Raw genomic sequence first — 24900 nt, forward strand, 5'->3', positions numbered from 1 at the left:
ATGGACAGCGTGAATGTATCGCCGGTGACGATGGCCCGCATCGACTTGCGCGGCAGGACGTTGTCGGCCGCGCAACTGCGGTCGACGCTGCCCCGCGGCGGTGTCGACGTGGACGCTGTCCTGCCGAAGGTCCGCCCGATCGTCGACGCCGTCGCCGAACGTGGTGCGGAGGCCGCCCTCGAATACGGCGAGGCGTTCGACGGCATCCGCCCCCATGCCGTGCGCGTGCCGGCCGAGCGGTTGACCGCAGCCCTGGCCGAACTCGATCCCGGCGTCCGCACGGCGCTGCAGGTCGCGATCGACCGCGCCCGCGCCGTCCATGCCGATCAGCGTCGCACCGACACCACGACCACGCTGGCGCCCGGGGCGACGGTCACCGAGCGCTGGGTGCCCGTCGAACGCGTCGGCCTCTACGTGCCTGGCGGCAACGCGGTCTACCCCTCGAGTGTCGTGATGAACGTGGTGCCCGCCCAAACCGCGGGGGTCGACTCGCTGGTGATCACCAGCCCGCCGCAGGCCGCCTTTGACGGCCTGCCGCACCCGACCATCCTGGCGGCCGCCGAACTTCTCGGTGTCGACGAGGTGTGGGCGGTCGGCGGCGCCCAGGCCGTCGCGCTGCTGGCCTACGGCGGCACCGACACCGACGGCACTGGGGCAAGCGGAGCGCCGGGAAATGGCACCGAGCTCGCGCCGGTGGACATGATCACCGGACCGGGCAACATCTACGTCACCGCCGCCAAGCGGATCTGCCGTTCGCAGGTGGGCATCGACGCCGAGGCCGGCCCGACCGAGATCGCCGTGCTCGCCGACCACACCGCTGATCCGGTGCACGTCGCGGCCGACCTGATCAGCCAGGCCGAACACGACGAGATGGCCGCCAGCGTGCTGGTGACCACCAGCCCCGAGCTGGCCGATGCCACCGACCTGGAACTGCGGCGACAGCTGGAGACGACGGTGCACCGCGACCGGGTCAGCGCGGCGTTGACCGGTCAGCAGTCCGCGATCGTGCTCGTCGACGATCTCGACGCGGGGGTGCGGGTCGCCAACGCCTATGCCGCAGAACATCTCGAGATCCAGACCGTCGACGCCGCCGCGGTGGCGGGCCGGATCAGGTCCGCTGGTGCGATTTTCGTCGGCCCGTACGCTCCGGTCAGCCTCGGAGACTACTGCGCCGGGTCCAACCATGTGCTGCCGACGGCCGGCTGCGCGCGCCACTCGAGCGGGCTGTCGGTGCAGACGTTCCTGCGTGGCATCCACGTCGTCGACTACACCGAGGCGGCGCTCAAAGACGTGTCGGGTCACGTCATCACCCTGGCGAACGCCGAGAATCTGCCGGCCCACGGCGAAGCTGTGCGACGGAGGTTCGAAAGGTGACGGTCGGAGGCAAGATCACTCTCGCCGATCTGCCGCTGCGGGACGACCTGCGGGGCAAATCGCCCTACGGCGCCCCGCAACTGGAGGTGCCGGTGCGGTTGAATACCAACGAGAATCCGCACCCACCCAGCCGAGCGCTCGTCGACGACGTGACCCGCTCGGTCGGGGAGGTGGCGGCAGAATTGCACCGCTATCCCGACCGGGACGCGGTGGCGCTGCGCACAGACCTCGCCGAGTACCTGAACCTCCGTACCGGTGTCGAGCTGAGCGTGGAAAACCTGTGGGCGGCAAACGGTTCCAACGAAGTGCTGCAGCAGCTGCTGCAGGCCTTCGGCGGTCCAGGGCGCAGCGCGATCGGCTTCGTGCCGTCCTACTCGATGCACCCGATCATCGCCGGCGCGACCCGCACGGAATGGCTGCAGGCGGTGCGCGCGGACGACTTCACCCTCGACGTCGACACCGCGGTCCGTGAGATCACCACGCGCCGTCCCGATCTGGTGTTCGTCACCAGCCCGAACAACCCCACGGGGCAGAGCGTCTCGTTCGACGATCTGCGGCGGCTTCTCGACGCCCTGTCTTCCGCGAGCAACGGACTCCTCGTCCTCGACGAGGCCTACGCCGAATTCTCGTCGCAGCCCAGCGGTGTGGCGCTCATCGACGAGTATCCGACCACGCTGGTGGTCAGCCGCACCATGAGCAAGGCGTTCGCCTTCGCGGGCGGGCGGCTCGGCTACCTGGCCGCGGCGCCCGCCGTCATCGACGCGATGCTGCTGGTGCGCCTGCCCTACCACCTGTCGTCGCTGACCCAGGCCGCCGCCCGTGCCGCGCTGCGACACGCCGACGACACGTTGGCCAGCGTGGCCGCCCTGATCGCCGAACGCGACCGCGTGTCGAACGGGTTGAGCCAACTGGGTTTCCGGGTGATCCCCAGCGATGCGAACTTCGTCCTGTTCGGGGAGTTCGCCGACGCGCCCGCCACCTGGCAGCGCTATCTGGATCAGGGCGTCCTGATCCGCGATGTGGGCATCCCCGGGTACCTGCGGGCCACCACCGGGCTGGCCGAAGAAAACGATGCGCTGCTGGCCGCCTCCGCCCGCCTCGCCGAGACTGAACTCGCCGCAACTCTAGGAGCCTCATGACCGACATGCTGACCGGCACGCGCCGCGCCCGCGTCGAACGCAAGACCAAGGAATCCGACATCGTCGTCGACCTCGACCTCGATGGCACCGGCATCGTCGACATCAGCACCGGCGTACCGTTTTTCGATCACATGCTCACCTCGCTGGGCAGCCACGCCAGCTTCGACCTCACGGTGCACGCCAAGGGTGACGTCGAGATCGAGGGTCACCACACGGTCGAGGACACCGCCATCGTGCTCGGGCAGGCGCTCGGACAGGCGCTGGGGGACAAGAAGGGTATCCGCCGCTTCGGGGACGCGTTCATCCCGATGGACGAATGCCTGGCGCACGCCGCCGTCGATGTCTCCGGCCGGCCGTACTGCGTACACACCGGCGAGCCGGAATCGATGGTCGAGTTCACCATCGCCGGGTCCACCGTGCCTTACCACACGGTGATCAACCGGCACGTCTTCGAATCACTGGCGTTCAACGCCCGTATCGCGCTGCACGTTCGCACGCTCTACGGCCGCGATCCGCACCACATCACCGAGGCGCAGTACAAGGCCGTCGCCCGAGCGTTGCGTCAGGCCGTCGAGTTCGACCCGCGCGTCACCGGTGTGCCGTCCACGAAGGGCTCACTGTGACAAGGAAAGTCGTCGTCCTCGACTACGGTTCGGGCAACCTGCGCTCGGCGCAGCGGGCGGTCGAGCGGACGGGTGCCGACGTCGAGGTCACCGCGGACGCCGACGCCGCGCTGAACGCCGACGGCCTCGTGGTGCCGGGCGTCGGCGCGTTCGAGGCGTGCATGGCCGGACTGCGGGAGATCGGCGGAGAGAAGATCATCGCCGAGCGGATCGCGGCCGGCCGACCGGTTCTCGGCGTGTGCGTGGGGATGCAGATCCTGTTCTCGCGCGGCGTCGAATTCGGTGTCGAGACCGCCGGATGCGGGCAGTGGCCTGGGTCGGTGGTGCGCCTCGACGCCCCGGTGATCCCGCACATGGGCTGGAACGTCGTCGACGCCCCCGCCGGGACCACGCTGTTCCGCGGGCTCGACCCCGACACCAGGTTCTACTTCGTGCACTCCTACGCCGCGCAGCAGTGGGAGGGCGACCCGGACGCCCGGCTAACCTGGGCCACCCACCACGTCCCGTTCCTCGCCGCGGTCGAGAGCGGTCCGTTGTCGGCCACCCAGTTCCACCCGGAGAAGAGCGGTGACGCCGGTGCGACGCTGCTCCGCAACTGGGTCGAGGGGCTCTGAACTAAGGTTGTCCGCCGTGCCTGAGAAGTCCGTGCCCGAGAATCCCGTGTCCGCGAACAAGCCGTTGATCCTCCTTCCCGCCGTCGACGTGGTCAAGGGCCGTGCCGTGCGCCTGGTCCAGGGCAAGGCCGGCAGTGAAACCGAGTACGGGTCGGCGCTCGACGCCGCGCTCGGGTGGCAGCGTGACGGGGCGGAGTGGATCCATCTCGTGGACCTCGACGCCGCGTTCGGCCGCGGCTCGAACCGCGAACTGCTCGCCGACGTCGTCGGCCGGCTCGACGTGGCGGTCGAACTGTCCGGCGGCATCCGCGACGACGACTCACTCGAGGCCGCGCTGGCCACCGGGTGCGCCCGGGTCAACATCGGCACCGCCGCGCTGGAGAACCCGCAGTGGTGCGCGAAGGTCGTCGCCGAGTACGGCGACAGGGTGGCCGTCGGTCTCGATGTGTTGATCGTCGACGCTGAGCACCGCCTGCGCGGCCGCGGTTGGGAGACCGACGGCGGTGACCTGTGGGAGGTGCTCGACCGTCTCGACTCGGAAGGGTGCTCGCGCTACGTCGTCACCGACGTGACCAAGGACGGCACCCTCGAGGGGCCGAACCTCGACCTGCTCGGCCGCGTCGCCGATCGCACGGCCGCGCCGGTGATCGCCTCCGGTGGGGTGTCCAGCGTCGACGACCTGCGCGCGATCGGCACGCTGACCGGCCGCGGCGTCGAGGGCGCCATCGTCGGGAAAGCGTTGTATGCCGGGCGTTTCACCCTGCCCGAGGCGCTGACAGCGGTAAGGCAGTAGGGGTCGATGGCACTGGACGAGACCGACCTGCAGGGTCTGGTCGATGTGGCCGCGGCGATTCTCGACACCGCGTCCGAACCCTTCATCAGTGGGCACCGCGCCGACTCCGCGGTGCAGAAGAAGGGCAACGACTTCGCCACCGAAGTCGACCTGAAGATCGAACGCCAGGTCGTCGAGGCGCTGACCTCGGCCACCGGCATCGAGGTGCACGGCGAGGAGTACGGCGGGGCGGACATCGACTCGCCGCTGGTGTGGGTGCTCGATCCCATCGACGGCACGTTCAACTACGCCGCCGGACTGCCGACCGCCGCGATCCTGCTCGGCCTTCTGCGGGAGGGTGAACCCGTCGCCGGGCTGACGTGGCTGCCCTTCATGTCCCAGCGTTATACCGCTGTGGTCGGAAAGCCGTTGTACGTCAACGGAATCGAGCAGCCGTCGCTGAAGTCGAGCGCACTGTCGGACTGCGTGGTGGGTACCGGCACCTTCAACATCGACTCGCGCGGGCGCTTCCCCGGCCGGTGGCGGGTGGCGCTGCTGGAGAACCTCAGCAGGCAGTGCAACAGGATGCGGATGCACGGCGCCACCGGACTCGACCTGGCGTACACCGCCGCCGGAGTCCTCGGCGCGGCAATCAGTTTCGGCCACCACATCTGGGATCACGCCGCCGGCGTCGCACTGGTGCGGTCCGCCGGTGGGGTCGTCACGGACCTGGCCGGGGCGGACTGGACCCCGGAATCGACATCGGTGCTGGCCGGCTCACCGCAGGTGCACGGCGAGATCCTCGACATCGTCGCAGCGCTCGGCGCCCCGGAGGATTTCTGAGTGGCTGCCGACAGAGGACTCGCAGTCCGCGTGATCCCGTGCCTCGACGTCGATGCGGGTCGGGTGGTCAAGGGTGTCAACTTCGAGAACCTGCGGGACGCAGGTGATCCGGTCGAACTCGCCGCCGTGTACGACGCGGAGGGCGCCGACGAACTGACATTCCTCGACGTGACCGCATCGTCGTCGGGTCGCTCCACGATGCTCGACGTGGTGCGCCGCACCGCCGAACAGGTCTTCATCCCACTGACCGTCGGCGGTGGGGTGCGGGCGATCGCCGACGTGGATGCGTTGTTGCGGGCGGGCGCCGACAAGGTCTCGGTGAACACCGCCGCGATCGCGCGTCCGGAGCTGCTGGCCGAACTGGCCCGCCGGTTCGGGTCGCAATGCATCGTGCTGTCGGTCGACGCCAGGACGGTGCCGGAAGGTGAGCCCCCCACTCCGTCCGGGTGGGAGGTCACCACCCACGGCGGCCGTCGCGGCACCGGGATCGACGCCGTCGAGTGGGCTGCGCGCGGAGCGGAACTCGGCGTCGGAGAGATCCTGCTGAACTCCATGGACTTCGACGGCACCAAAGCCGGTTTCGATCTGCCCATGTTGCGTGCGGTGCGGGGTGCGGTGACCGTGCCGGTGATCGCCAGCGGCGGTGCCGGCGCGATCGAACACTTCGCCCCCGCGGTGCACGCGGGCGCCGACGCCGTGTTGGCCGCCAGCGTCTTCCACTTCAAGGAGTTGACGATCGGTCAGGTGAAGGCGGCGATGGCGGCAGAAGGGATCACCGTCCGATGAGCGCAGCGAAGAGGACGAATCGGAGCACCGTCCGATGAGCGCAGCGAAGAGGACGGTGCGGTGAGTCTCGATCCAGAGCTCGCGTCGCGGCTCAAGCGCGACGCCGACGGTTTGTTCGCCGCGGTGGCACAGGAGCGGGGCACCGGGCAGGTGCTGATGGTGGCATGGATGGACGACATCGCGCTCGACCGGACCCTGCGCACCCGGCGGGCGACCTACTGGTCCCGGTCCCGCGGCGAGCACTGGGTCAAGGGCGAGACGTCTGGCCACACGCAGTATGTGCACTCGGTGCGGTTGGACTGCGACGGTGACACGGTGCTGCTCGAGGTGGATCAGACCGGCGCGGCCTGCCACACCGGTGAGCACACCTGCTTCGACGCCGACCAGCTGCTCGGCCCGGAGAGCTAGGCGGACTGGCGCTGGCGCAGCACTGCCAGCGCCTTGTCCGCATGTGCGTCCATGTTCAGCTCGCTGGAGAACACATCGAGCACCGTGCGGTCGGTGTCGATGACGAACGTGGTGCGCTTGACCGGCATCAACTTGCCCAACATGCCCCGCTTGACGCCGAAGCGCTGGGCGATCGCTCCGTCGGCGTCGGACAACAGCGGGTAGTCGAAACGCTGAGTGTCGGCGAAGCGGGCCTGTTTCTCGACCGCATCGGTGCTGATCCCCACGCGTGAGGCGCCGACGGCGGCGAACTCGGCAGCGAGGTCCCGGAAGTGGCAGGCCTCCTTGGTGCAGCCGGGCGTCATCGCCGCCGGATAGAAGAACAGCACCACCGGCCCGTCGGCCAGCAGACCCGTGAGGCTGCGCATCGCGCCTGTCTGGTCGGGCAGTTCGAAATCGTCGACCCGGTCACCACGTTTCATGTGCCGTCACGCTACGCCGCCTGACTGCGTCACCGCCCACACCGGTCTGGGAGAATTGCCATGTGCAAACGACCGCCCAGCCCGCCTCCGGTTCCGCGCGTGAGCGCTCGTCGCTGGCGAACACCACCTCCCGCGAGGACTTCCGGGCGCTGGCCGCCGAACACCGGGTGGTGCCGGTGGTCCGCAAGGTGCTCGCCGACAGCGAGACGCCGCTGTCGGCGTACCGCAAGCTCGCCGCCAACCGGCCCGGCACGTTTCTTCTCGAGTCCGCCGAGAACGGCCGGTCGTGGTCGCGATGGTCGTTCATCGGGGCGGGGGCGCCGTCGGCGTTGACCGTGCGCGACGGCGAGGCGGTGTGGCTGGGCGTCACGCCGAAGGACGCGCCCAGCGGCGGCGATCCACTGCGCGCGTTGCGGGAGACGCTGGCCCTGCTGGAGACCGCGGCGCTGCCGGGTCTGCCGCCCCTGTCGAGCGGGCTGGTGGGGTTTTTCGCCTACGACATGGTGCGCCGGCTGGAGCGGCTGCCGTCGCTGGCCGTCGACGACCTCGGGTTGCCCGACATGTTGCTGCTGCTGGCCACCGACATCGCCGCGGTCGACCACCACGAGGGCACCATCACGCTGATCGCGAACGCGGTGAACTGGAACGGCACCGACGAACGGGTGGACGGGGCGTACGACGACGCGGTCGCCCGCCTCGACGTGATGACCAAGGCGCTGGGGCAGTCGTTGCCGTCGGCGGTGGCCACCTTCGAACGGCCCGCACCGACCCACCGGGCGCAGCGCACCGTCGAGGAGTACACCGCGATCGTGGAGAAGCTCGTCGGTGACATCGAGGCCGGTGAGGCGTTCCAGGTGGTGCCGTCCCAGCGTTTCGAGATGGACACCGCCGCCGACCCGCTCGATGTGTACCGGATGCTGCGGGTCACCAATCCCAGCCCGTACATGTACCTGCTGAACGTCCCCGACGAGGATGGGGGACTGGACTTCTCGGTGGTCGGGTCGAGTCCGGAGGCGCTGGTGACGGTCGTGGACGGCAAGGCGACCACGCACCCCATCGCCGGAACCCGCTGGCGCGGTGACACCGAGGAAGAGGATCTGCTGCTCGAAAAGGAGTTGCTGGCCGACGAGAAGGAACGCGCCGAGCACCTCATGCTGGTGGATCTGGGCCGCAACGACCTGGGCCGGGTGTGTGAGCCGGGCACCGTCCGGGTGGAGGACTACAGCCACATCGAGCGGTACAGCCATGTCATGCACCTGGTGTCGACGGTCACCGGCCGTCTGTCAGAAGGCAGGACTGCGCTCGATGCCGTGACCGCATGCTTCCCGGCCGGGACGCTCTCGGGCGCTCCCAAGGTGCGTGCGATGGAGCTCATCGAGGAGGTCGAGAAGACCCGCCGCGGGCTCTACGGCGGTGTGCTGGGGTATCTCGACTTCGCCGGCAACGCCGACTTCGCGATCGCCATCCGCACCGCGTTGATGCGCAACGGCACCGCCTACGTGCAGGCCGGCGGGGGTGTGGTCGCCGACTCGAACGGCCCCTACGAGTACACCGAGGCGGCCAACAAGGCGCGCGCGGTGCTCAACGCGATCGCCGCCGCGGAAACGCTGCGCGAACCGTGACCCGCATCGCCCAGCTCCTCCTGGTCCTCGGCGCCGCCGTGCTGTGGGTGGCCTCGCGGCTGACGTGGGTGGACGTGGAATCCTTCGACGGGCTCGGCCAGCCGAAGACGTCGACGCTGACGGGCGCCCAATGGTCGACGGCGCTGATCCCGCTCGCGCTGTTGGTCCTGGCGGCCGCGGTCGCAGTGCTGGCGGTGCGGGGCTGGTTGCTGCGGATGCTGGCGGTGCTGATGGCGGCGGCCAGCGCGGCGATGGCCTATCTGGCGATCACGCTGTGGGTGGTCGTCGACGTCGCGCCGCGGTCGGCCGATCTAGCCGAGGTGCGGGTCGCCGACCTGACCGGGACGCAACGCCACTTCACCGGCGCGATCCTCACGCTGGTGGCGGCCGGTCTGGTGCTCGTCGGGGCGGTTCTGCTGATGCGGGCAGCGGTGAAGGGAGCCGGCCCGGCGGGCAGGTACGCCGCGCCGTCGGCTCGACGTGCGACAGCGGTGAGGAAGGACGAACAGGGGGAGCCGATGTCGGAGCGAATGCTCTGGGATGCCCTCGACGAGGGGCACGATCCCACCGATCGCGACACGAAGGGGCGGTGACACCCGATGTCGTGGCGGCGACTACCCTTCGAGAGGAACCATCCGGCACGTACCAGAGGGGGATCGACGGGCTATGAGTTCGGCGACCGTGCTCGACTCCATCATCGAGGGAGTCCGCGCCGACGTCGCCGCTCGTGAGGCCGTCGTCAGCCTCGCCGAGGTCAAGGAGCGGGCAAAGAACGCCAAGGCTCCGCTGGACGTGATGGCGGCGTTCCGCGAACCCGGCATCGGCGTGATCGCCGAGGTCAAACGAGCGAGCCCGTCGCGTGGTGAGCTGGCATCAATCGGTGATCCCGCCGAGTTGGCCCGCTGCTATCAGGACGGCGGCGCCCGCGTGATCAGCGTGCTGACCGAGCAGCGCCGATTCCACGGATCGCTCGACGATCTCGACTCCGTCCGGGCTGCGGTGTCCATACCCGTTCTGCGTAAGGACTTCATCGTCCGGCCCTACCAGATCCACGAAGCCCGTGCCCACGGTGCCGACATGCTGCTGCTGATCGTTGCTGCGCTCGAGCAGCCGGCGTTGGAGTCGCTGCTGGAGCGGACAGAATCGCTCGGCATGACGGCGTTGGTGGAGGTCCACACCGAAGAGGAAGCCGACCGCGCGCTGCAGGCCGGAGCCCGGGTGATCGGCGTCAACGCCCGGAACCTCAAGACGCTCGAAGTCGACCGCAACTGTTTCGCGCGCATCGCCCCGGGGCTGCCGTCGAACGTCATCCGCGTCGCGGAGTCCGGCGTGCGGGGCCCCGCCGATCTGCTGGCCTACGCCGGAGCCGGCGCCGACGCCGTGCTGGTCGGCGAAGGCCTGGTCACCAGCCGCGACCCCCGCTCTGCGGTGGCCGACCTGGTGACCGCCGGTACGCATCCGTCCTGCCCGAAGCCGTCCCGGTAGCGTGGCCGAACTCCTCGATTCGGATCTGCCGCGCTCCAGCGCGGCCGTCGCCGAACCCACCAGCCACGACCCGGATGCCCGCGGCCACTTCGGGGCCTACGGTGGTCGCCTCGTTCCCGAGGCACTGATGGCGGTCATCGAAGAGGTCACCGCCGCCTACGAGAAGGCTCGCGGCGACCAGACCTTCCTCGACGAACTCGACCGCTTGCAGCGTCACTACAGCGGCCGCCCGTCACCGCTTTACGAGGCCACCCGCCTCAGCGAACATGCCGGCGGCGCCCGCATGTTCCTCAAACGAGAAGACCTCAACCACACCGGTTCCCACAAAATCAACAACGTGCTCGGGCAGGCGTTGCTGGCCCGGCAGATGGGCAAGACCCGGGTGATCGCCGAGACCGGCGCCGGCCAGCACGGTGTCGCGACGGCCACCGCATGCGCGCTGCTCGGCCTGGACTGCGTGATCTACATGGGTGCGGTCGACACGGCTCGCCAGGCGCTGAACGTGGCGCGCATGCGCCTGCTCGGCGCCGAGGTGGTCTCCGTCGAGGCGGGTTCGAAGACCCTCAAAGACGCCATCAACGAGGCGTTCCGCGACTGGGTGACCAACGCCGACGAGACGTACTACTGCTTCGGCACCGCGGCGGGACCGCATCCGTTCCCGCTGATGGTGCGCGACTTCCAGCGCATCATCGGGCTCGAAGCGCGGATGCAGATCCAGGCGCAGGCCGGCCGGCTTCCGGACGCGGTGACGGCGTGCGTCGGCGGCGGCTCGAATGCGATCGGTGTCTTCCACGCCTTCATCGACGATCCCGGCGTCCGGCTGATCGGCTACGAGGCGGCCGGTGACGGCGTCGAAACCGGTAGGCACGCAGCCACATTCACGGGCGGCTCGCCCGGCGCGTTCCAGGGCTCGTTCTCCTATCTGCTGCAGGACGAGGACGGCCAGACCATCGAATCCCATTCGATCTCGGCCGGTCTCGACTATCCCGGGGTGGGACCCGAGCACGCGTTGCTCAAGGACATCGGGCGCGCCGAATACCTGCCGATCACCGACACCGAGGCCATGAACGCGTTCTCGCTGCTGTGCCGCACCGAGGGCATCATTCCGGCCATCGAGTCCGCGCACGCAGTGGCGGGTGCGCTCAAACTCGGCCAGGAATTGGGGTCGGGTGCGGTGATCCTGGTCAACCTGTCCGGGCGCGGCGACAAAGACGTCGAGACCGCTGCCACGTGGTTCGGTCTGCTGGACAAAGGCGGTTCATGAGTCGGTTGGGTGGCTTGTTCGACGCTTGCCGCGCAGAGCAGCGTGCGGCCCTCATCGGATACCTGCCAACCGGGTTCCCCGACGTGCCGGCATCGATCTCGGCGATGACGGCGCTGGTCGAATCCGGTTGCGACATCATCGAAGTCGGCATTCCGTATTCCGACCCGGGGATGGACGGTCCGGTGATCGCCGCGGCCGCCGAGGCGGCGCTGCAGGGTGGCGTCCGAGTGCGGGACACCCTGGCGGCGGTCGAGGCCATCAGCAACGCCGGTGGTCGCGCGGTGGTGATGACCTATTGGAATCCGGTACTGCGCTGGGGGATCGACGCATTCGCGAGGGACCTGGCCGCCGCGGGCGGGTTGGGTCTGATCACCCCTGACCTCATCCCCGAAGAGGCCGACGAGTGGATGGCAGCATCGGAATCCCATGATCTCGACCGCATCTTCCTGGTGGCGCCTGCGTCGACGCCGGAGCGGCTGGCCAAGACCGTCGAGGCCTCCCGTGGTTTCGTCTACGCCGCGTCGACGATGGGTGTCACCGGCGCGCGAGACGTCGTCTCGAGCGCCGCGCCAGAACTCGTGGCGCGGGTCAAAGAGGTCTCCGACATCCCGGTCGGCGTCGGTCTGGGCGTGCGGTCACGTGCACAGGCGGCGGAGATCGGCGCGTACGCAGACGGAGTGATCGTCGGCTCGGCGCTCGTGTCGGCGCTCACGGACGGCCTGCCCGCGGTGCGAGCGCTGACCGAAGAATTAGCCGAGGGAGTGCGCCAGAGGGTGCCCGCGTGACGTCGACGACGCTGGCCTACATTCCCAGTCCGTCGCAGGGCGTCTGGGAGCTCGGGCCGTTCCCGTTGCGGGCGTACGCCCTGTGCATCATCGTCGGCATCATCGTGGCGCTGGTCCTGGGTGACCGCCGCTGGGAGGCGCGTGGCGGCGAGGCCGGCGTCGTCTACGACATCGCTCTGTGGGCGGTCCCGTTCGGTCTGATCGGCGGCCGGCTCTACCACGTCATCACGGATTGGCAGACCTACTTCGGTCCGGACGGCGCCGGCCTGCTCGCCGCATTCCGCATCTGGGAGGGCGGTCTGGGCATTTGGGGCGCGGTCGCCCTGGGTGGTGTGGGTGCGTGGATTGCGTGCCGCCGCCGGGGAATCCCGCTGCCGGCGTTCGGCGATGCCGTCGCGCCGGGCATCATCCTGGCGCAGGCGATCGGCCGGCTCGGCAACTACTTCAATCAGGAACTGTACGGACGCCCGACCACGCTGCCGTGGGGACTGGAGATCTACGAGCGGGTCGATGCCAGTGGTGCGCGCAATGACCTGATCGGGGTGTCGACGGGTCGTGTGGTCGAGGTCGTCCACCCGACGTTCTTGTACGAACTGCTGTGGAATCTGCTGGTTTTCGCGGTGCTCATCTGGGCTGATCGACGGTTCAAGCTGGGGCACGGCAGGCTGTTCGCGCTCTACGTCGCGGGGTATTGCCTCGGCCGGTTCTGGATTGAGTTGTTGCGCAGTGACATGGCCACACACCTCGCGGGCATCCGGGTCAATTCGTTCACGTCGATGTTCGTGTTCATCGGCGCAGTGGTGTACCTGATGGCGGCTCCGAGGGGTCGCGAGGATCCGGCGACGCTGCGGGAAGAGCCGACGGAGGACGTGGACGCCGAGGACCGGGTCACCGAGGACGGGGAGCCCGAAGACGTCAAGCCCGAGGGTGATGAACCCCGGGACAGTGCGACCGAGGAATTGCTCAAGCACCTCGTGGCCGGTGTTGCGGTCACCTCGGGACTCGGGATGGCCGCAAATGTCGCCGGGGCCGCGGACGAGAAAGACGACTCCGAGGCTGGTGAGGCCGCTGATCGTGAGCCGTTGACGACGGTTGGTGCTGTCGAAGGTGAGGACGCGGTCGCGGCTGAGGAGTCTGCGGAAGAAGCTCATGAGGCGGCGGTCGAGGGTGCTGAGGAAGCAGCGGCCGTCGCGGACGAGGTCGCTGCTGACGTCGATGAACCCGTCGGCGCCGATGGGCCGTTGACGACGGTTGGCGCGGTTGAGGGTGAGGACGCGGTCGCGGCTGAGGAGTCGGCCGAAGAAGCTCATGAGGCGGCGGTCGAGGGTGCTGAGGAAGCAGCGGCGGTCGCGGACGAGGCGGCTGCTGACGTGGATGAACCCGTCGAGGCCGTCGAGCCGTTGACGACGGTTGGCGTGGTTGAGGGTGAGGACGCGGTCGCCGCTGAGGAGTCGGCTGAAGAAGCTCATGAGGCGGCGGTTGAGGCGCGCGAGGAGGCCGAGGCTGTCGCGGAAGAGGCCGCTGTTGACGAGACCGGTGATGAGGGCAAGCTCGAGGCGTTGGCTGAGGATGTGGAGTCTGCGCCGTCGGAGGACATTGGTGGGGCGGCTGATCGTGGGCCGTTGACGACGGCGGGTGCTGTTCAGGGTGAGGATGCGGTCGCGGTTAGGGAGGCTGCGGAAGAGGCTCATGAGGCGGCGGTTGAGCGTGCTGAGGAAGCCGAGGCCGTCGCTGCGGAGGTGTCCGATGACGTGGATGAACCCGCCGGTGCCGTTGAGCCGTTGACGACGGTGGGTGCTGTTGAGGGTGAGGATGCGGTCGCGGTTGAGGAGGCTGCGGAAGAGGCTCATGAGGCGGCGGTTGAGCGTGCTGAGGAAGCCGAGGCCGTCGCTGCGGAGGTGTCCGATGACGTGGATGAACCCGCCGGTGCCGTTGAGCCGTTGACGACGGTGGGTGCTGTTGAGGGTGAGGATGCGGTCGCGGTTGAGGAGGCTGCGGAAGAGGCTCATGAGGCGGCGGTTGAGGCGCGCGAGGAGGCCGAGGCTGTCGCGGAAGAGGCCGCTGCTGACGAGACGGCTGATGAGGGCAAGCCCGAGCCGGTGGCTGAGGCCGAAGCGCTGGCTGAGGATGTGGAGTCTGCGCCGTCGGAGGACATTGGTGAGGCGGCTGATCGTGAGCCGTTGACGACGGTGGGCGCGGTTGAGGGTGAGGATGCGGTCGCGGTTGAGGACGCTGCTGAAGAGGCTCATGAGGCGGCGGTTGAGGCGCGCGAGGAGGCCGAGGCTGTCGCGGAAGAGGCGGCTGCTGACGTGGATGAACCCGCCGAAGCCGTCGAAGCCGTCGAGCCGTTGACGACGGCGGGTGCTCTTGAGGGTGAGGATGCGGTCGCGGCTGAGGAGGCTGCGGAAGAGGCTCATGAGGCGGCGGTCGAGCGTGCTGAGGAGGCCGAGGCCGTCGCGGAGGACGCCGCTGACGCCGTCACCAATGACGCCGAGACCACTGATTACGGCGACCTCGAGGCTGCAGTGGAGCGCGCCGAAGAGGCCGAGGCCGTCGCCGAGGACATCGCCGCCGCGGACGCCGCCGGCGAGTTCACCGACGAGGCGCCTGGCGAAGCCGTCGTAGACACCGACACCGCGGCGACGCCGTCTACCAAGGCCGGTGCCGTGGAGGGCGACGAAGCCGCGGAGGCGGTCGAGTCCGCGAAGGAGACGCGCCAATCGGCCGTCACGCGCGCCGAGCAGGCGCAGGCGGTCGCACGACAGGTCGCCTCGACGGCCGCCGCCACGCTGCGGCGTCGCTTGCGGGGGCGCCGCAAGTAGCTCGGCTGCCCCACGCGCTTTTTCGGGTTTCCCACCCTTATGAGCGGCATGGCGTTCTGGCATGCTGAAGTCCATGACCGACCCCTCGCAGTTCGGTAACACCCCCGAAGGCACCCCGCCGCCTCCGCCCGGCGCCGGCTATCCGCCGCCGTACCCGCCGGCTCCCGGCAACTACCCGCCCCCGTACTACGACCCCTCCGCGCCCTACGGCAGGCATCCCATGACCGGAGAGCCGTACTCAGACAAGTCGAAGGTCGTCGCGGGTCTCCTCCAATTGGTGGGGCTGCTCGGCATCGTCGGCATCGGACGCATGTACCTCGGCCAGGTCGGGCTGGGCGTCGCACAACTGGTGGTCGGACTCGTGACCTGCGGCATCGGCGCCGTCATCTGGGGCATCATCGATGCGATCCTCATCTTCACCGACAAGGTCCGCGATCCGAACGGTCTCCCGTTGCGTGATGGAACCTGACACTCCCACCCCCAGTCGTACGCCGCTCTACATCACCCTCGGGACCGGCGCCGTGTTCGTGGCCGCGCTGGCCTACATCGGTCTCGCCGACCCTCACCGGCCCGGTTTCCTGGCACCGCTGTGCCCGTTCAAACACGTGACCGGGTGGGACTGTCCGGCGTGCGGGGGACTGCGCATGACGCACGATCTCCTGCACGGCGACATTGCCGCGGCCGTCGCCGACAATGTGTTCCTCCTCGTCGGCTTGCCTCTGCTGGCGGCATGGGTGGTCATCCGACGGCGTCGGCACGAAGCCGTGCTGCCGGCGACCGCGATCGTCGTCATCGCCGTGGCCACCATCAGCTGGACTGTGGTCCGCAATCTGCCCGGATTTCCGCTGGTCCCGACTTTGCTCGACGGGTAGTGGCCCACCTGCGCTGATACACTTGCCGCTCGGGCCGCCGCAGTCCCGGCAAAGGTTTTCCGGAACTGCGGAGGTGCATGTCAATGCTTTATTCGGCTATCCCGCATGCGCAGGGACTCTACGACCCCGAGCACGAGAAGGATTCGTGCGGCGTCGCCATGATCGCCGACATCCAGGGCAGACGGTCGCACTCCATTGTCGCTGAGGGTCTGGTCGCCCTCGAGCACCTCGATCACCGCGGCGCAGCAGGGGCCGAAACGAACAGCGGAGACGGTGCGGGAATCCTGCTGCAGCTGCCGGTCGAGCTCTTCGCCGATGTCGTCGACTTCGAGCTCCCACAGCCGACCGCCCAGGGCTGCAACACCTTTGTTGCCGGCACGTGCTTCCTCCCGCAGGATCCGGTGGCGCGCGCAGAGGCCTGCCAACGCGTCGAGGCTCTGGCGGCCGAAGAGAATCTCGAGGTGCTGGGCTGGCGCACCGTTCCCGTCGACCCCGACAGCGCCGACGTCGGAGTCACCGCGCGGGACTGCATGCCGTACATGGCCCAATTGTTCGTCGCCGCACCAGAAGTCGACGGCGTCCGCCCCGGTGGCGTCGAACTCGACCGGCGGGTGTACCCGCTGCGCAAACGCGCGGAGAAGTCCGCCGAGGTCTACTTCCCGTCCCTGTCCAGCCGCACCATCGCCTACAAGGGCATGCTCACCACCGTGCAGTTGCCGCTGTACTTCAGCGATCTGCGTGACGCGCGGTGCACCAGCGCCATCGCGATCGTCCACAGCCGTTTCTCCACCAACACGTTTCCGTCGTGGCCGCTCGCGCACCCGTTCCGGTTCGTCGCCCACAACGGCGAGATCAACACCGTGCGTGGCAACCGCAACCGCATGCACGCCCGTGAAGCCATGCTGGCCAGCGCCAACATTCCCGGCGATCTGAGCCGTCTGTCCCCGGTGTGCACCGCGGACGCCTCGGACTCGGCGAGTTTCGACGAGGTTCTCGAACTGCTCCACCTCGGCGGCCGCAGCCTGCCCCACGCGGTGCTGATGATGATCCCCGAGGCATGGGAGAACAACGCCTCGATGGACGCCGACGAGCGGGCGTTCTGGCAATTCCACGCCTCGCTGATGGAACCGTGGGACGGTCCGGCGTGCGTCACGTTCACCGACGGCACCCTGGTCGGAGCGGTGCTGGACCGCAACGGGTTACGCCCCGGCCGTTGGTGGCGCACCGCCGACGACCGGATCATCCTCGCCAGCGAGAGCGGGGTGCTCGACGTCCCGTCCGCGCAGATCGTCGCCAAGGGCCGATTGCAGCCGGGCAAGATGCTGCTGGTCGACACGGCAGCGGGCCGCATCGTCAGCGATGACGAGATCAAGCTCGGATTGTCCGAGGGCGAGGCCTACGGCGAATGGCTGCATGCCGGCCTGCTCGAACTCGGGTCGTTGCCGGAACGGGTTCGGGTACAGCCCAATCACGAATCGGTGGTCCGCCGCCAGATCTCCTTCGGCTACACCGAGGAGGAGTTGCGGATCCTGATCACCCCGATGGCCGCCTCCGGCGCCGAACCCCTGGGGTCGATGGGCACCGACACGCCGACCGCGGTGCTCTCCGAACGGTCGCGGCCGCTCTACGACTACTTCGTCGAACTCTTCGCCCAGGTGACCAATCCTCCGCTGGACGCCATCCGCGAGGAAGTGGTCACCAGCATGTCCCGCGTCATGGGCCCCGAGCAGAACCTGCTCGAGCCGACGGCGGCGTCGTGCCGGCAGATCATTCTGAAGTGGCCGGTGCTCGACAACGACGAACTCAACAAGATCGTCCACATCAACGACGACGGTGAGCATCCGGGCCTGCGGGCGGTGGTCCTCAAAGCCCTCTACGACGTAGAACGCGGTGGCGAGGGACTGGCCGAAGCTCTCGACGAACTGCGCAGCCGGGCCGGTGACGCCATCACCGAAGGCGCACGCACACTGGTCATCTCGGATCGCGACTCCGACCACACCCGCGCACCCATCCCGTCGCTGCTGGCCGTGTCCGCGGTCCACCACCACCTCGTGCGCACCAAGCAGCGCACCGAGGTGGCGCTGGTGGTGGAGTCCGGTGATGCCCGCGAAGTGCACCACATCGCGATGCTCATCGGCTTCGGCGCCGCAGCCGTCAACCCCTACCTCGCCTTCGAGACCATCGAGGACCTCATCCGCGAAGGTGAACTCACCGGCATCGAAACCGCCGCAGCGGTACGCAATTACCTCAAAGCTCTCGGCAAGGGGGTGACGAAGGTGATGAGCAAGATGGGCATCTCCACGGTCGCCTCCTACACCGCCGCGCAGGCCTTCGAGGCGGTCGGTATCGACCGCGACGTCATCGACGAGTACTTCACCGGGACGCCGAGCCAGATCGGCGGTATCGGACTCGACGTCATCGCCGAGGAGGTCAAACTCCGGCATCGCCGCGCGTACCCGGAGAATCCGACCGAGCGGGTGCACCGCCGCCTCGAGGTCGGCGGCGAGTACGCATTCCGGCGCGAGGGGGAGCTGCATCTGTTCAGCCCGGAAGTGGTGTTCCTCCTTCAGCATTCGACACGCACGGGCCGCCAGGACGTGTTCCGGCAGTACTCCGAGGAGGTCGACCGGCTGTCCCGCGACGGCGGCACCCTGCGCGGGCTGTTCGAGTTCAAGAAGGGACTTCGGCCGCCGGTGCCCCTCGACGAGGTGGAGTCGGCCGACGAGATCGTCACGCGCTTCAACACCGGCGCGATGAGTTACGGCTCCATCAGTGCCGAGGCCCACGAGACGATGGCGATCGCGATGAACAACCTGGGCGGGCGCTCCAACTCCGGGGAGGGCGGGGAGGACGTCGACCGGCTCTACGATCCCCAGCGCCGCAGCGCGGTCAAGCAGGTCGCCAGCGGCCGGTTCGGCGTGACCAGTGACTACCTCGTCAACGCCACCGACATCCAGATCAAGATGGCCCAAGGCGCCAAACCCGGTGAGGGCGGCCAGCTTCCGGGCTACAAGGTGTACCCGAACATCGCCAAGACGCGGCACTCCACCCCCGGTGTCGGGCTCATCTCACCGCCGCCGCACCACGACATCTACTCGATCGAGGACCTCGCGCAGCTCATCCACGACCTGAAGAATGCCAACGACCAGGCGCGGATCCACGTGAAGCTGGTCAGCAGCGTCGGTGTCGGGACGGTCGCCGCCGGAGTGTCCAAGGCGCATGCGGACGTGGTACTCATCTCGGGTTACGACGGCGGCACGGGTGCCGCGCCGTTGACGAGCCTCAAGCATGCCGGTGCGCCGTGGGAGATCGGGCTCGCCGATGCACAGCAGACCCTGGTGCTCAACGGTCTCCGTGACCGCATCACCGTGCAATGCGACGGCGGGATGCGCACCGCCCGCGACGTGATGGTCGCAATGCTGCTGGGCGCCGAGGAGTTCGGATTCGCGACGGCACCGCTGGTGGTGGCCGGATGCATCATGATGCGGGTCTGCCACCTCGACACGTGCCCGGTCGGCGTCGCCACCCAGAACCCGGAGCTGCGGGCCCGGTTCAACGGCAAGCCCGAATTCGTGGAGAACTTCTTCCGGTTCATCGCCGAGGACATCCGCCGCCACCTCGCCGAGCTCGGCTTCCGCAGCATCGACGAAGCCGTCGGCCACGCCGAACTGCTCGACACCGCAACCGGAGTGGAGCACTGGAAGAGCAAGGGTCTCGACCTCACGCCGATTTTCGCCACGCCCACCAACGCGCACGACGACCAAGCGACCCAGCGGCGCAAGCTCAAGGACCAGTACCACGCCCTGGACCAGGCGCTCGACCAGACGCTCATCCAGCTCTCCGAGGGCGCCCTCGAAGACGCCCACCCGGTGACCCTCGAACTGCCCGTCCGCAACGTCAACCGCACCGTGGGCACTCTGCTCGGCGCCGAGGTGACCCGCCGATACGGCGCGGCCGGGCTCCCGGACGACACGATCCGGATCACGCTCACCGGGTCGGCGGGTCAGTCGATCGGCGCGTTCCTTCCGCCCGGCGTCACAATGGAGTTGATCGGTGACGCCAATGACTATGTGGGCAAGGGACTCTCGGGTGGCCGGATCGTCGTCAAGCCCGCCGACGACGTGCTGTTCCTGCCCGAGGACAACGTCATCGCCGGCAACACCCTGCTCTACGGCGCGACCTCAGGGGAGGTGTTCCTGCGCGGCAAGGTCGGAGAACGGTTCTGCGCCCGCAACTCCGGCGCACTGGCCGTGGTCGAGGGTGTCGGCGACCATGCCTGCGAGTACATGACCGGCGGACGGGTGGTGGTCCTGGGCCGGACGGGTCGCAACATGGCCGCCGGGATGTCGGGCGGTATCGCCTACGTTCTGGGGTTGAATCCGGCCAAGGTCAACCCCGCCATGGTGGAGTTGCAGCGGCTCGAACCGGAGGATCTGGTCTGGCTGCACGACGTCGTGGCACGGCACGCCAGACACACCGGCAGCACCGTGGCCACCTCGGTGCTGTCCGACTGGCCCCGGCGCAGTGCCCAGTTCACCAAAGTCATGCCCAGCGACTATCAGCGCGTCCTGCAGGCCACCCGGATGGCCAAGGCCGAGGGGCGCGACGTCGACGCCGCGATCATGGAGGCCAGCCGTGGCTGATCCCACCGGATTCCTGAAGGTGCCCAAAGTGGAGGCCGCCAAGCGGCCCGTCGACGAGCGGGTCGGCGACTGGCACGAGGTGTACGAACGGCAGAGCCTGCCCGAGCGCGCCGAAGAGGTCTCCCAGCAGGCGCGTCGCTGCATGGACTGCGGAATCCCGTTCTGCCACTCCGGATCCGCGGGTTGTCCGCTGGGCAACCTCATCCCCGAGTGGAACGACCTGGTGCGCCGTGGCCGCTGGGATGCCGCCAGCGAACGGCTACACGCCACGAACAACTTCCCGGAGTTCACCGGGCGGCTGTGTCCGGCACCGTGCGAAGCCGCATGCGTGCTGTCGATCAGCGAGGGCCACACCGGCGGCAGCGTCACGATCAAACGCATCGAGAACACCATCGCCGACCAGGCCTGGGCGCTGGGTCTGGTCGACCCGCAGCCGGCGTCCATCCGGACCGGTAAGAGTGTCGCGGTGGTGGGTTCCGGTCCGGCCGGTCTGGCCGCCGCCCAACAGCTCACCCGCGCCGGTCACGACGTGACGGTCTTCGAACGCGACGACCGCATCGGCGGACTGATGCGTTACGGCATCCCCGAGTACAAGCTGGAGAAGAAGACACTCGACCAGCGCTTGGCGCAGATGCGGGCCGAAGGCACCCGGTTCGTCACCGACTGCGAGGTCGGGGTCGACCTGACGGCGGAGCAGCTCCGCGAACGGTATGACGCGGTGGTGCTGGCCATCGGGGCGCTGCGCGCCCGCGACAACGACGTGGAGGGCCGCGACCTCGAGGGTGTGCACCTGGCGATGGAACACCTGGTGCCCGCCAACAAGGAGTGCGAGGGGGACGGCGCATCGTCGCTGTCCGCCCGGGACAAGCACGTGGTGATCATCGGCGGCGGCGACACCGGGGCCGACTGCCTCGGCACCGCGCACCGCCAGGGCGCGACATCGGTCACTCAACTCGACTACAACCCGGAGCCGCCCGAGACCCGCGACGACACCCGCAGCCCGTGGCCGACGTGGCCGCTGGTGCTGCGCACCCGGCTGTCCCCGGCCCACGCCGAGGGCGGCAACCGCCGCTACGAGGTGGCCGTGCAGCGGTTCCTCGGCGATGAGCACGGGCGGGTGCGGGCGATGGAGATCGCCGAGGTGAAGGTGGAACGCGACGCCGAGGGGCGCCGCCGGATCGTCCCGGTCGGCGACACACTCGAGATTCCCTGCGACATGGCGTTGCTGGCCATCGGTTTCGACGGGGTCGAGCACATGCCGCTGCTCGCCGGTCTCGGCCTGGACCTCAACAACCGCGGTGCGCTGCCGTGCGGCAGCGACTGGCAGACCGATGCGCCGGGTGTGTTCGTCTGCGGTGACGCCCACCGGGGCGCGTCGCTGATCGTGTGGGCGATCGCCGAGGGCCGCAGCGCGGCCAACGGTGTCGACGCGTATCTGATGGGCGAGTCCGACCTACCGGCCCCCGTGCGCCCCGGCGCGCTGCCTCTGGCCGTCCTCTGAATCGATCAACGACTACGATGAGTCAACGTGAATAGACGCGGCAAGATCGTCTGTACCCTCGGCCCCGCCACGCCCACCGATGAGGCCGTGCGCGCGCTCGTCGAGGCCGGTATGGACGTCGCACGACTCAACTTCAGCCATGGTGATTACCCCGATCACGAGGCCAACTACAAGCGGGTCCGCGCGGCCTCCGATCGCACCGGACGCGCCGTCGGCATCCTCGCCGACCTGCAGGGGCCGAAGATCCGGCTGGGCCGGTTCGCCGACGGCCCCACCGTCTGGGCCGACGGCGAGACCATCCGGATCACCGTCGAGGACGTCGACGGCACCCACGACCGGGTTTCGACGACCTACAAGCGGCTCGCCGAGGACGCCACCCCCGGGGACCGCGTGCTGGTCGACGACGGCAACGTCGCACTCGTGGTCACCGGGATCGAGGGCACCGACGTCATCTGCGAGGTCACCGAGGGCGGCAAGGTCAGCAACAACAAGGGCATGTCGCTGCCCGGGATGAACGTCTCCGCCCCGGCGATGTCGGAGAAGGACATCGAAGACCTCGAGTTCGCGGTGCGCCTCGGCGTCGACCTGGTCGCGCTGTCGTTCGTGCGCTCCCCGGCCGACATCGAACTCGTGCACGAGGTGATGGACCGCGTGGGCCGACGGGTTCCGGTCATCGCCAAACTCGAGAAGCCCGAGGCGATCGACAACCTCGAGGCCATCGTGCTGGCGTTCGACGCGATCATGGTCGCCCGCGGCGATCTGGGCGTCGAACTGCCGCTCGAGGAAGTTCCGCTGGTGCAGAAGCGCGCCATCCAGATGGCAAGGGAGAACGCGAAGCCCGTCATCGTCGCCACGCAGATGCTGGAGTCGATGATCGAGAACTCCCGCCCGACCCGCGCGGAGGCATCCGACGTCGCCAACGCGGTGCTCGACGGCGCCGACGCGGTCATGCTCTCGGGGGAGACCTCGGTCGGCAAGTATCCGCTCGAGGCGGTCCGGACGATGGCGCGCATCATCAAGGCCGTCGAGGAGAACTCGGTCGTCGTGCCGCCGTTGACCCATGTGCCGCGGACCAAGCGTGGCGTCATCTCGTATGCCGCACGCGACATCGGGGAGCGGTTGGACGCCAAGGCTCTGGTCGCGTTCACCCAGTCCGGTGACACCGTGCGGCGGCTCGCGCGGCTGCACACGCCGCTGCCGGTGCTGGCGTTCACCGCGCTGCCCGAAGTGCGCAGCCAGCTGGCGCTGACCTGGGGTACCGAGACGTTCATCGTGCCGCACATCCAGACCACCGACGGCATGATCCGCCAGGTCGACAAGTCGCTGCTGGAGCTGGGCCGCTACAAGCGGGGAGATCTGGTGGTCATCGTCGCGGGTGCGCCGCCGGGCACAGTAGGCTCCACCAATCTGATCCACGTGCACCGGATCGGGGAGGACGACGTCTAAGACCGCCTAGGAGGCCCAGTGTCAAGCTCCGACCTCGCGGAGCTGCTGGCCGTCCTGGACCTCCGGCGGGTGGACGACGACACGTTCGTGGGCTCGCACCCCAGCAAGAACCCGGTCCGCACCTTCGGCGGGCAGATGATGGCGCAGGCATTCGTCGCGGCCAGCCGCACGGTCGACGATCGCATCGCGCCCAGCGCACTGTCCGCGCATTTCATCGCCGGCGGCGACCCGTCCAGGGACCTCGAGTTCCGGGTGTCACGCTTACGCGACGAACGACGGTTCGCCAACCGCCGCGTCGACGTGTGCCAGGGCGATGACCTGTTGACCAGCGCGATGGTGTCGTACATGAACGGTGGTCGTGGCCTCGAGCACAGCATCGCCGCCCCCGAGGTCGCTGGACCGGACGAGCTGCCGATGATCGGTGAGCTGTTGCGCGGCTACGAGGACACCGTCCCGCACTTCGTCAACGCGATGCGGCCGATCGAGTGGCGCTACACCAACGACCCGGCCTGGGTGATGCGCGACAAGGGGGAGCGTCTCGACCACAACCGGGTGTGGCTGAAGGCCGACGGCGAGATGCCGGCCGATCCGGTGCTGCACGCCGCGGCGCTGGTCTACTCGTCGGACACCACCGTCCTCGACTCGATCATCACCACCCATGGGCTGTCGTGGGGCTTCGACCGCATCTTCGCGGTGACGATGAACCACTCGGTGTGGTTCCACCGGCCCGTGCGGTTCGACGAGTGGGTGCTGTACTCGACGTCCTCCCCGGTGGCCGCCGAATCGCGCGGTCTGGGCACCGGCCACTTCTTCGACCGCACCGGCACGTTGCTGGCGACGGTCGTGCAGGAGGGGATCGTCAAGTACTTCCCGGGCCGCTAACGCGAGGGCGTCACGGTGACGCTCAACTGGTCCTCGATCTGGCGCTGGAACTGGTCCTGGCACTGCTGCTGCGCTTCGGTGTCGTTACCGGCCTGCTGGAGGCAGTCGAACAGATCGCCGGCCCCGACTTCCCGGGCGAACACGACCGTCAATGCGATCGCGACGATCGACACCACGATGGCCAGGAATCCGAGCACGATGCCGGCCAGCGCCACACCACCGTTGGTCGCTTCGCCGCGCTTGGCGCGGCCCCGGCCGATGAAGCCGAGGATCACCGCCACGATGCCCAGCACGATGCCGCCGAAGACCGTGAGCAGACCGATGATCGCCACGATCAGCGAGGCGATGCCGAGCCCGTTCTTGGGTGCGGTCTGGGCCGGATAGCCATATCCCTGCGGCGGTGGGGGATAGCTGCCGGGGTAGGCGCCGTACTGGTACGGCGGCTGCGGCGGGTAGGGCTGCTGCTGCGGATACGGCTGCTGCTGCGCCGGATTGGGCGGTGGCGGAGGCGGCGGCGGTGCCGACGGGGACTGTTCGGGCTTGTCCGACTCGGTCATA

General features: G+C 68.7%; 22 protein-coding genes. 20 read left to right on the plus strand and 2 right to left on the minus strand.

The genetic code is table 11. The features are described from left to right. The 8 genes from hisD to hisI are packed head-to-tail and all read left to right on the plus strand — an operon-like array spanning position 1 to position 6559. On the plus strand, positions 1-1374 hold the full coding sequence (hisD, locus tag I7X18_RS12440; protein ID WP_193047502.1) for a histidinol dehydrogenase: 1374 nt from the start codon (positions 1-3) through the stop codon (positions 1372-1374). Continuing rightward, positions 1371-2513, plus strand: coding sequence for a histidinol-phosphate transaminase (locus tag I7X18_RS12445; RefSeq protein ID WP_193047503.1), 1143 nt, complete (start codon positions 1371-1373; stop codon positions 2511-2513). Before hisD ends, I7X18_RS12445 begins: the two co-directional genes overlap by 4 nt. Further along, positions 2510-3136: an imidazoleglycerol-phosphate dehydratase HisB gene (gene hisB, locus I7X18_RS12450; RefSeq protein ID WP_193047504.1), complete on the plus strand. Its 627-nt coding sequence runs from the start codon at positions 2510-2512 to the stop codon at positions 3134-3136. Before I7X18_RS12445 ends, hisB begins: the two co-directional genes overlap by 4 nt. Continuing rightward, positions 3133-3750, plus strand: coding sequence for an imidazole glycerol phosphate synthase subunit HisH (hisH, locus tag I7X18_RS12455; RefSeq protein ID WP_193047505.1), 618 nt, complete (start codon positions 3133-3135; stop codon positions 3748-3750). The genes hisB and hisH overlap by 4 nt, the downstream gene beginning before the upstream one ends. Positions 3751-3796: 46 nt before the next feature. After that, positions 3797-4543 carry a bifunctional 1-(5-phosphoribosyl)-5-((5-phosphoribosylamino)methylideneamino)imidazole-4-carboxamide isomerase/phosphoribosylanthranilate isomerase PriA gene (gene priA, locus I7X18_RS12460; RefSeq protein ID WP_193047611.1) on the plus strand — a complete coding sequence of 249 codons (747 nt, stop codon included), beginning with the start codon at positions 3797-3799 and terminating at the stop codon, positions 4541-4543. Positions 4544-4549: 6 nt separating this feature from the next. Then, positions 4550-5365 carry an inositol monophosphatase family protein gene (locus tag I7X18_RS12465; protein ID WP_193047506.1) on the plus strand — a complete coding sequence of 272 codons (816 nt, stop codon included), beginning with the start codon at positions 4550-4552 and terminating at the stop codon, positions 5363-5365. Next, complete coding sequence (gene hisF, locus I7X18_RS12470) at positions 5366-6151, plus strand: imidazole glycerol phosphate synthase subunit HisF (RefSeq protein WP_193047507.1); 786 nt, start codon at positions 5366-5368, stop codon at positions 6149-6151. It begins immediately after the preceding gene. 60 nt (positions 6152-6211) lie between these two features. Beyond that, entirely contained in the window at positions 6212-6559 is a 348-nt protein-coding gene (gene hisI / locus I7X18_RS12475) for a phosphoribosyl-AMP cyclohydrolase (RefSeq protein WP_193047508.1), read from the plus strand. Here hisI and I7X18_RS12480 read toward each other — a convergent pair. Further along, complete coding sequence (locus tag I7X18_RS12480; RefSeq protein WP_193047509.1) at positions 6556-7020, minus strand: peroxiredoxin; 465 nt, start codon at positions 7018-7020, stop codon at positions 6556-6558. The two genes, hisI and I7X18_RS12480, sit on opposite strands and share 4 nt — an antisense overlap. Positions 7021-7082: 62 nt before the next feature. Here I7X18_RS12480 and I7X18_RS12485 point away from each other — a divergent pair, with 62 nt between their 5' ends. The 12 genes from I7X18_RS12485 to I7X18_RS12540 all read left to right on the plus strand — a co-directional run bounded on the left by I7X18_RS12485 (position 7083) and on the right by I7X18_RS12540 (position 24342). After that, entirely contained in the window at positions 7083-8642 is a 1560-nt protein-coding gene (locus I7X18_RS12485) for an anthranilate synthase component I (RefSeq protein ID WP_193047510.1), read from the plus strand. Continuing rightward, positions 8639-9235 carry a TIGR02234 family membrane protein gene (locus tag I7X18_RS12490; protein ID WP_193047511.1) on the plus strand — a complete coding sequence of 199 codons (597 nt, stop codon included), beginning with the start codon at positions 8639-8641 and terminating at the stop codon, positions 9233-9235. Before I7X18_RS12485 ends, I7X18_RS12490 begins: the two co-directional genes overlap by 4 nt. 73 nt (positions 9236-9308) lie before the next feature. Then, a complete protein-coding gene (trpC, locus tag I7X18_RS12495) occupies positions 9309-10127 on the plus strand; it encodes an indole-3-glycerol phosphate synthase TrpC (RefSeq protein WP_193047512.1) in 819 nt (272 codons plus the stop codon). 1 nt (position 10128) lies between these two features. After that, positions 10129-11391: a tryptophan synthase subunit beta gene (gene trpB, locus I7X18_RS12500; RefSeq protein WP_193047513.1), complete on the plus strand. Its 1263-nt coding sequence runs from the start codon at positions 10129-10131 to the stop codon at positions 11389-11391. Continuing rightward, a complete protein-coding gene (gene trpA / locus I7X18_RS12505; RefSeq protein WP_193047514.1) occupies positions 11388-12176 on the plus strand; it encodes a tryptophan synthase subunit alpha in 789 nt (262 codons plus the stop codon). The genes trpB and trpA overlap by 4 nt, the downstream gene beginning before the upstream one ends. Continuing rightward, on the plus strand, positions 12173-14998 hold the full coding sequence (lgt, locus tag I7X18_RS12510) for a prolipoprotein diacylglyceryl transferase (protein ID WP_198730544.1): 2826 nt from the start codon (positions 12173-12175) through the stop codon (positions 14996-14998). Before trpA ends, lgt begins: the two co-directional genes overlap by 4 nt. A 73-nt stretch (positions 14999-15071) precedes the next feature. Further along, positions 15072-15467, plus strand: coding sequence for an NINE protein (locus tag I7X18_RS12515; protein WP_193047516.1), 396 nt, complete (start codon positions 15072-15074; stop codon positions 15465-15467). Further along, complete coding sequence (locus I7X18_RS12520) at positions 15457-15870, plus strand: DUF2752 domain-containing protein (RefSeq protein WP_193047517.1); 414 nt, start codon at positions 15457-15459, stop codon at positions 15868-15870. Before I7X18_RS12515 ends, I7X18_RS12520 begins: the two co-directional genes overlap by 11 nt. A gap of 83 nt (positions 15871-15953) precedes the next feature. Continuing rightward, the gene (gene gltB, locus I7X18_RS12525) at positions 15954-20513 is read left to right on the plus strand and encodes a glutamate synthase large subunit (RefSeq protein ID WP_193047518.1); all 4560 of its coding nucleotides are present in this window, start codon (positions 15954-15956) and stop codon (positions 20511-20513) included. After that, entirely contained in the window at positions 20506-22014 is a 1509-nt protein-coding gene (locus I7X18_RS12530) for a glutamate synthase subunit beta (RefSeq protein WP_193047519.1), read from the plus strand. The genes gltB and I7X18_RS12530 overlap by 8 nt, the downstream gene beginning before the upstream one ends. Positions 22015-22041: 27 nt before the next feature. Beyond that, entirely contained in the window at positions 22042-23460 is a 1419-nt protein-coding gene (pyk, locus tag I7X18_RS12535; protein WP_193047520.1) for a pyruvate kinase, read from the plus strand. A gap of 18 nt (positions 23461-23478) precedes the next feature. Next, the gene (locus tag I7X18_RS12540; RefSeq protein WP_193047521.1) at positions 23479-24342 is read left to right on the plus strand and encodes an acyl-CoA thioesterase II; all 864 of its coding nucleotides are present in this window, start codon (positions 23479-23481) and stop codon (positions 24340-24342) included. Here the strand turns inward: I7X18_RS12540 and I7X18_RS12545 are convergent. Next, on the minus strand, positions 24339-24899 hold the full coding sequence (locus I7X18_RS12545; RefSeq protein ID WP_193047522.1) for a DUF4190 domain-containing protein: 561 nt from the start codon (positions 24897-24899) through the stop codon (positions 24339-24341). The two genes, I7X18_RS12540 and I7X18_RS12545, sit on opposite strands and share 4 nt — an antisense overlap. Position 24900: the final 1 nt, after the last annotated feature.

It is taken from the genome of Mycolicibacterium baixiangningiae (assembly GCF_016313185.1).
Lineage (GTDB): Bacteria > Actinomycetota > Actinomycetes > Mycobacteriales > Mycobacteriaceae > Mycobacterium > Mycobacterium baixiangningiae.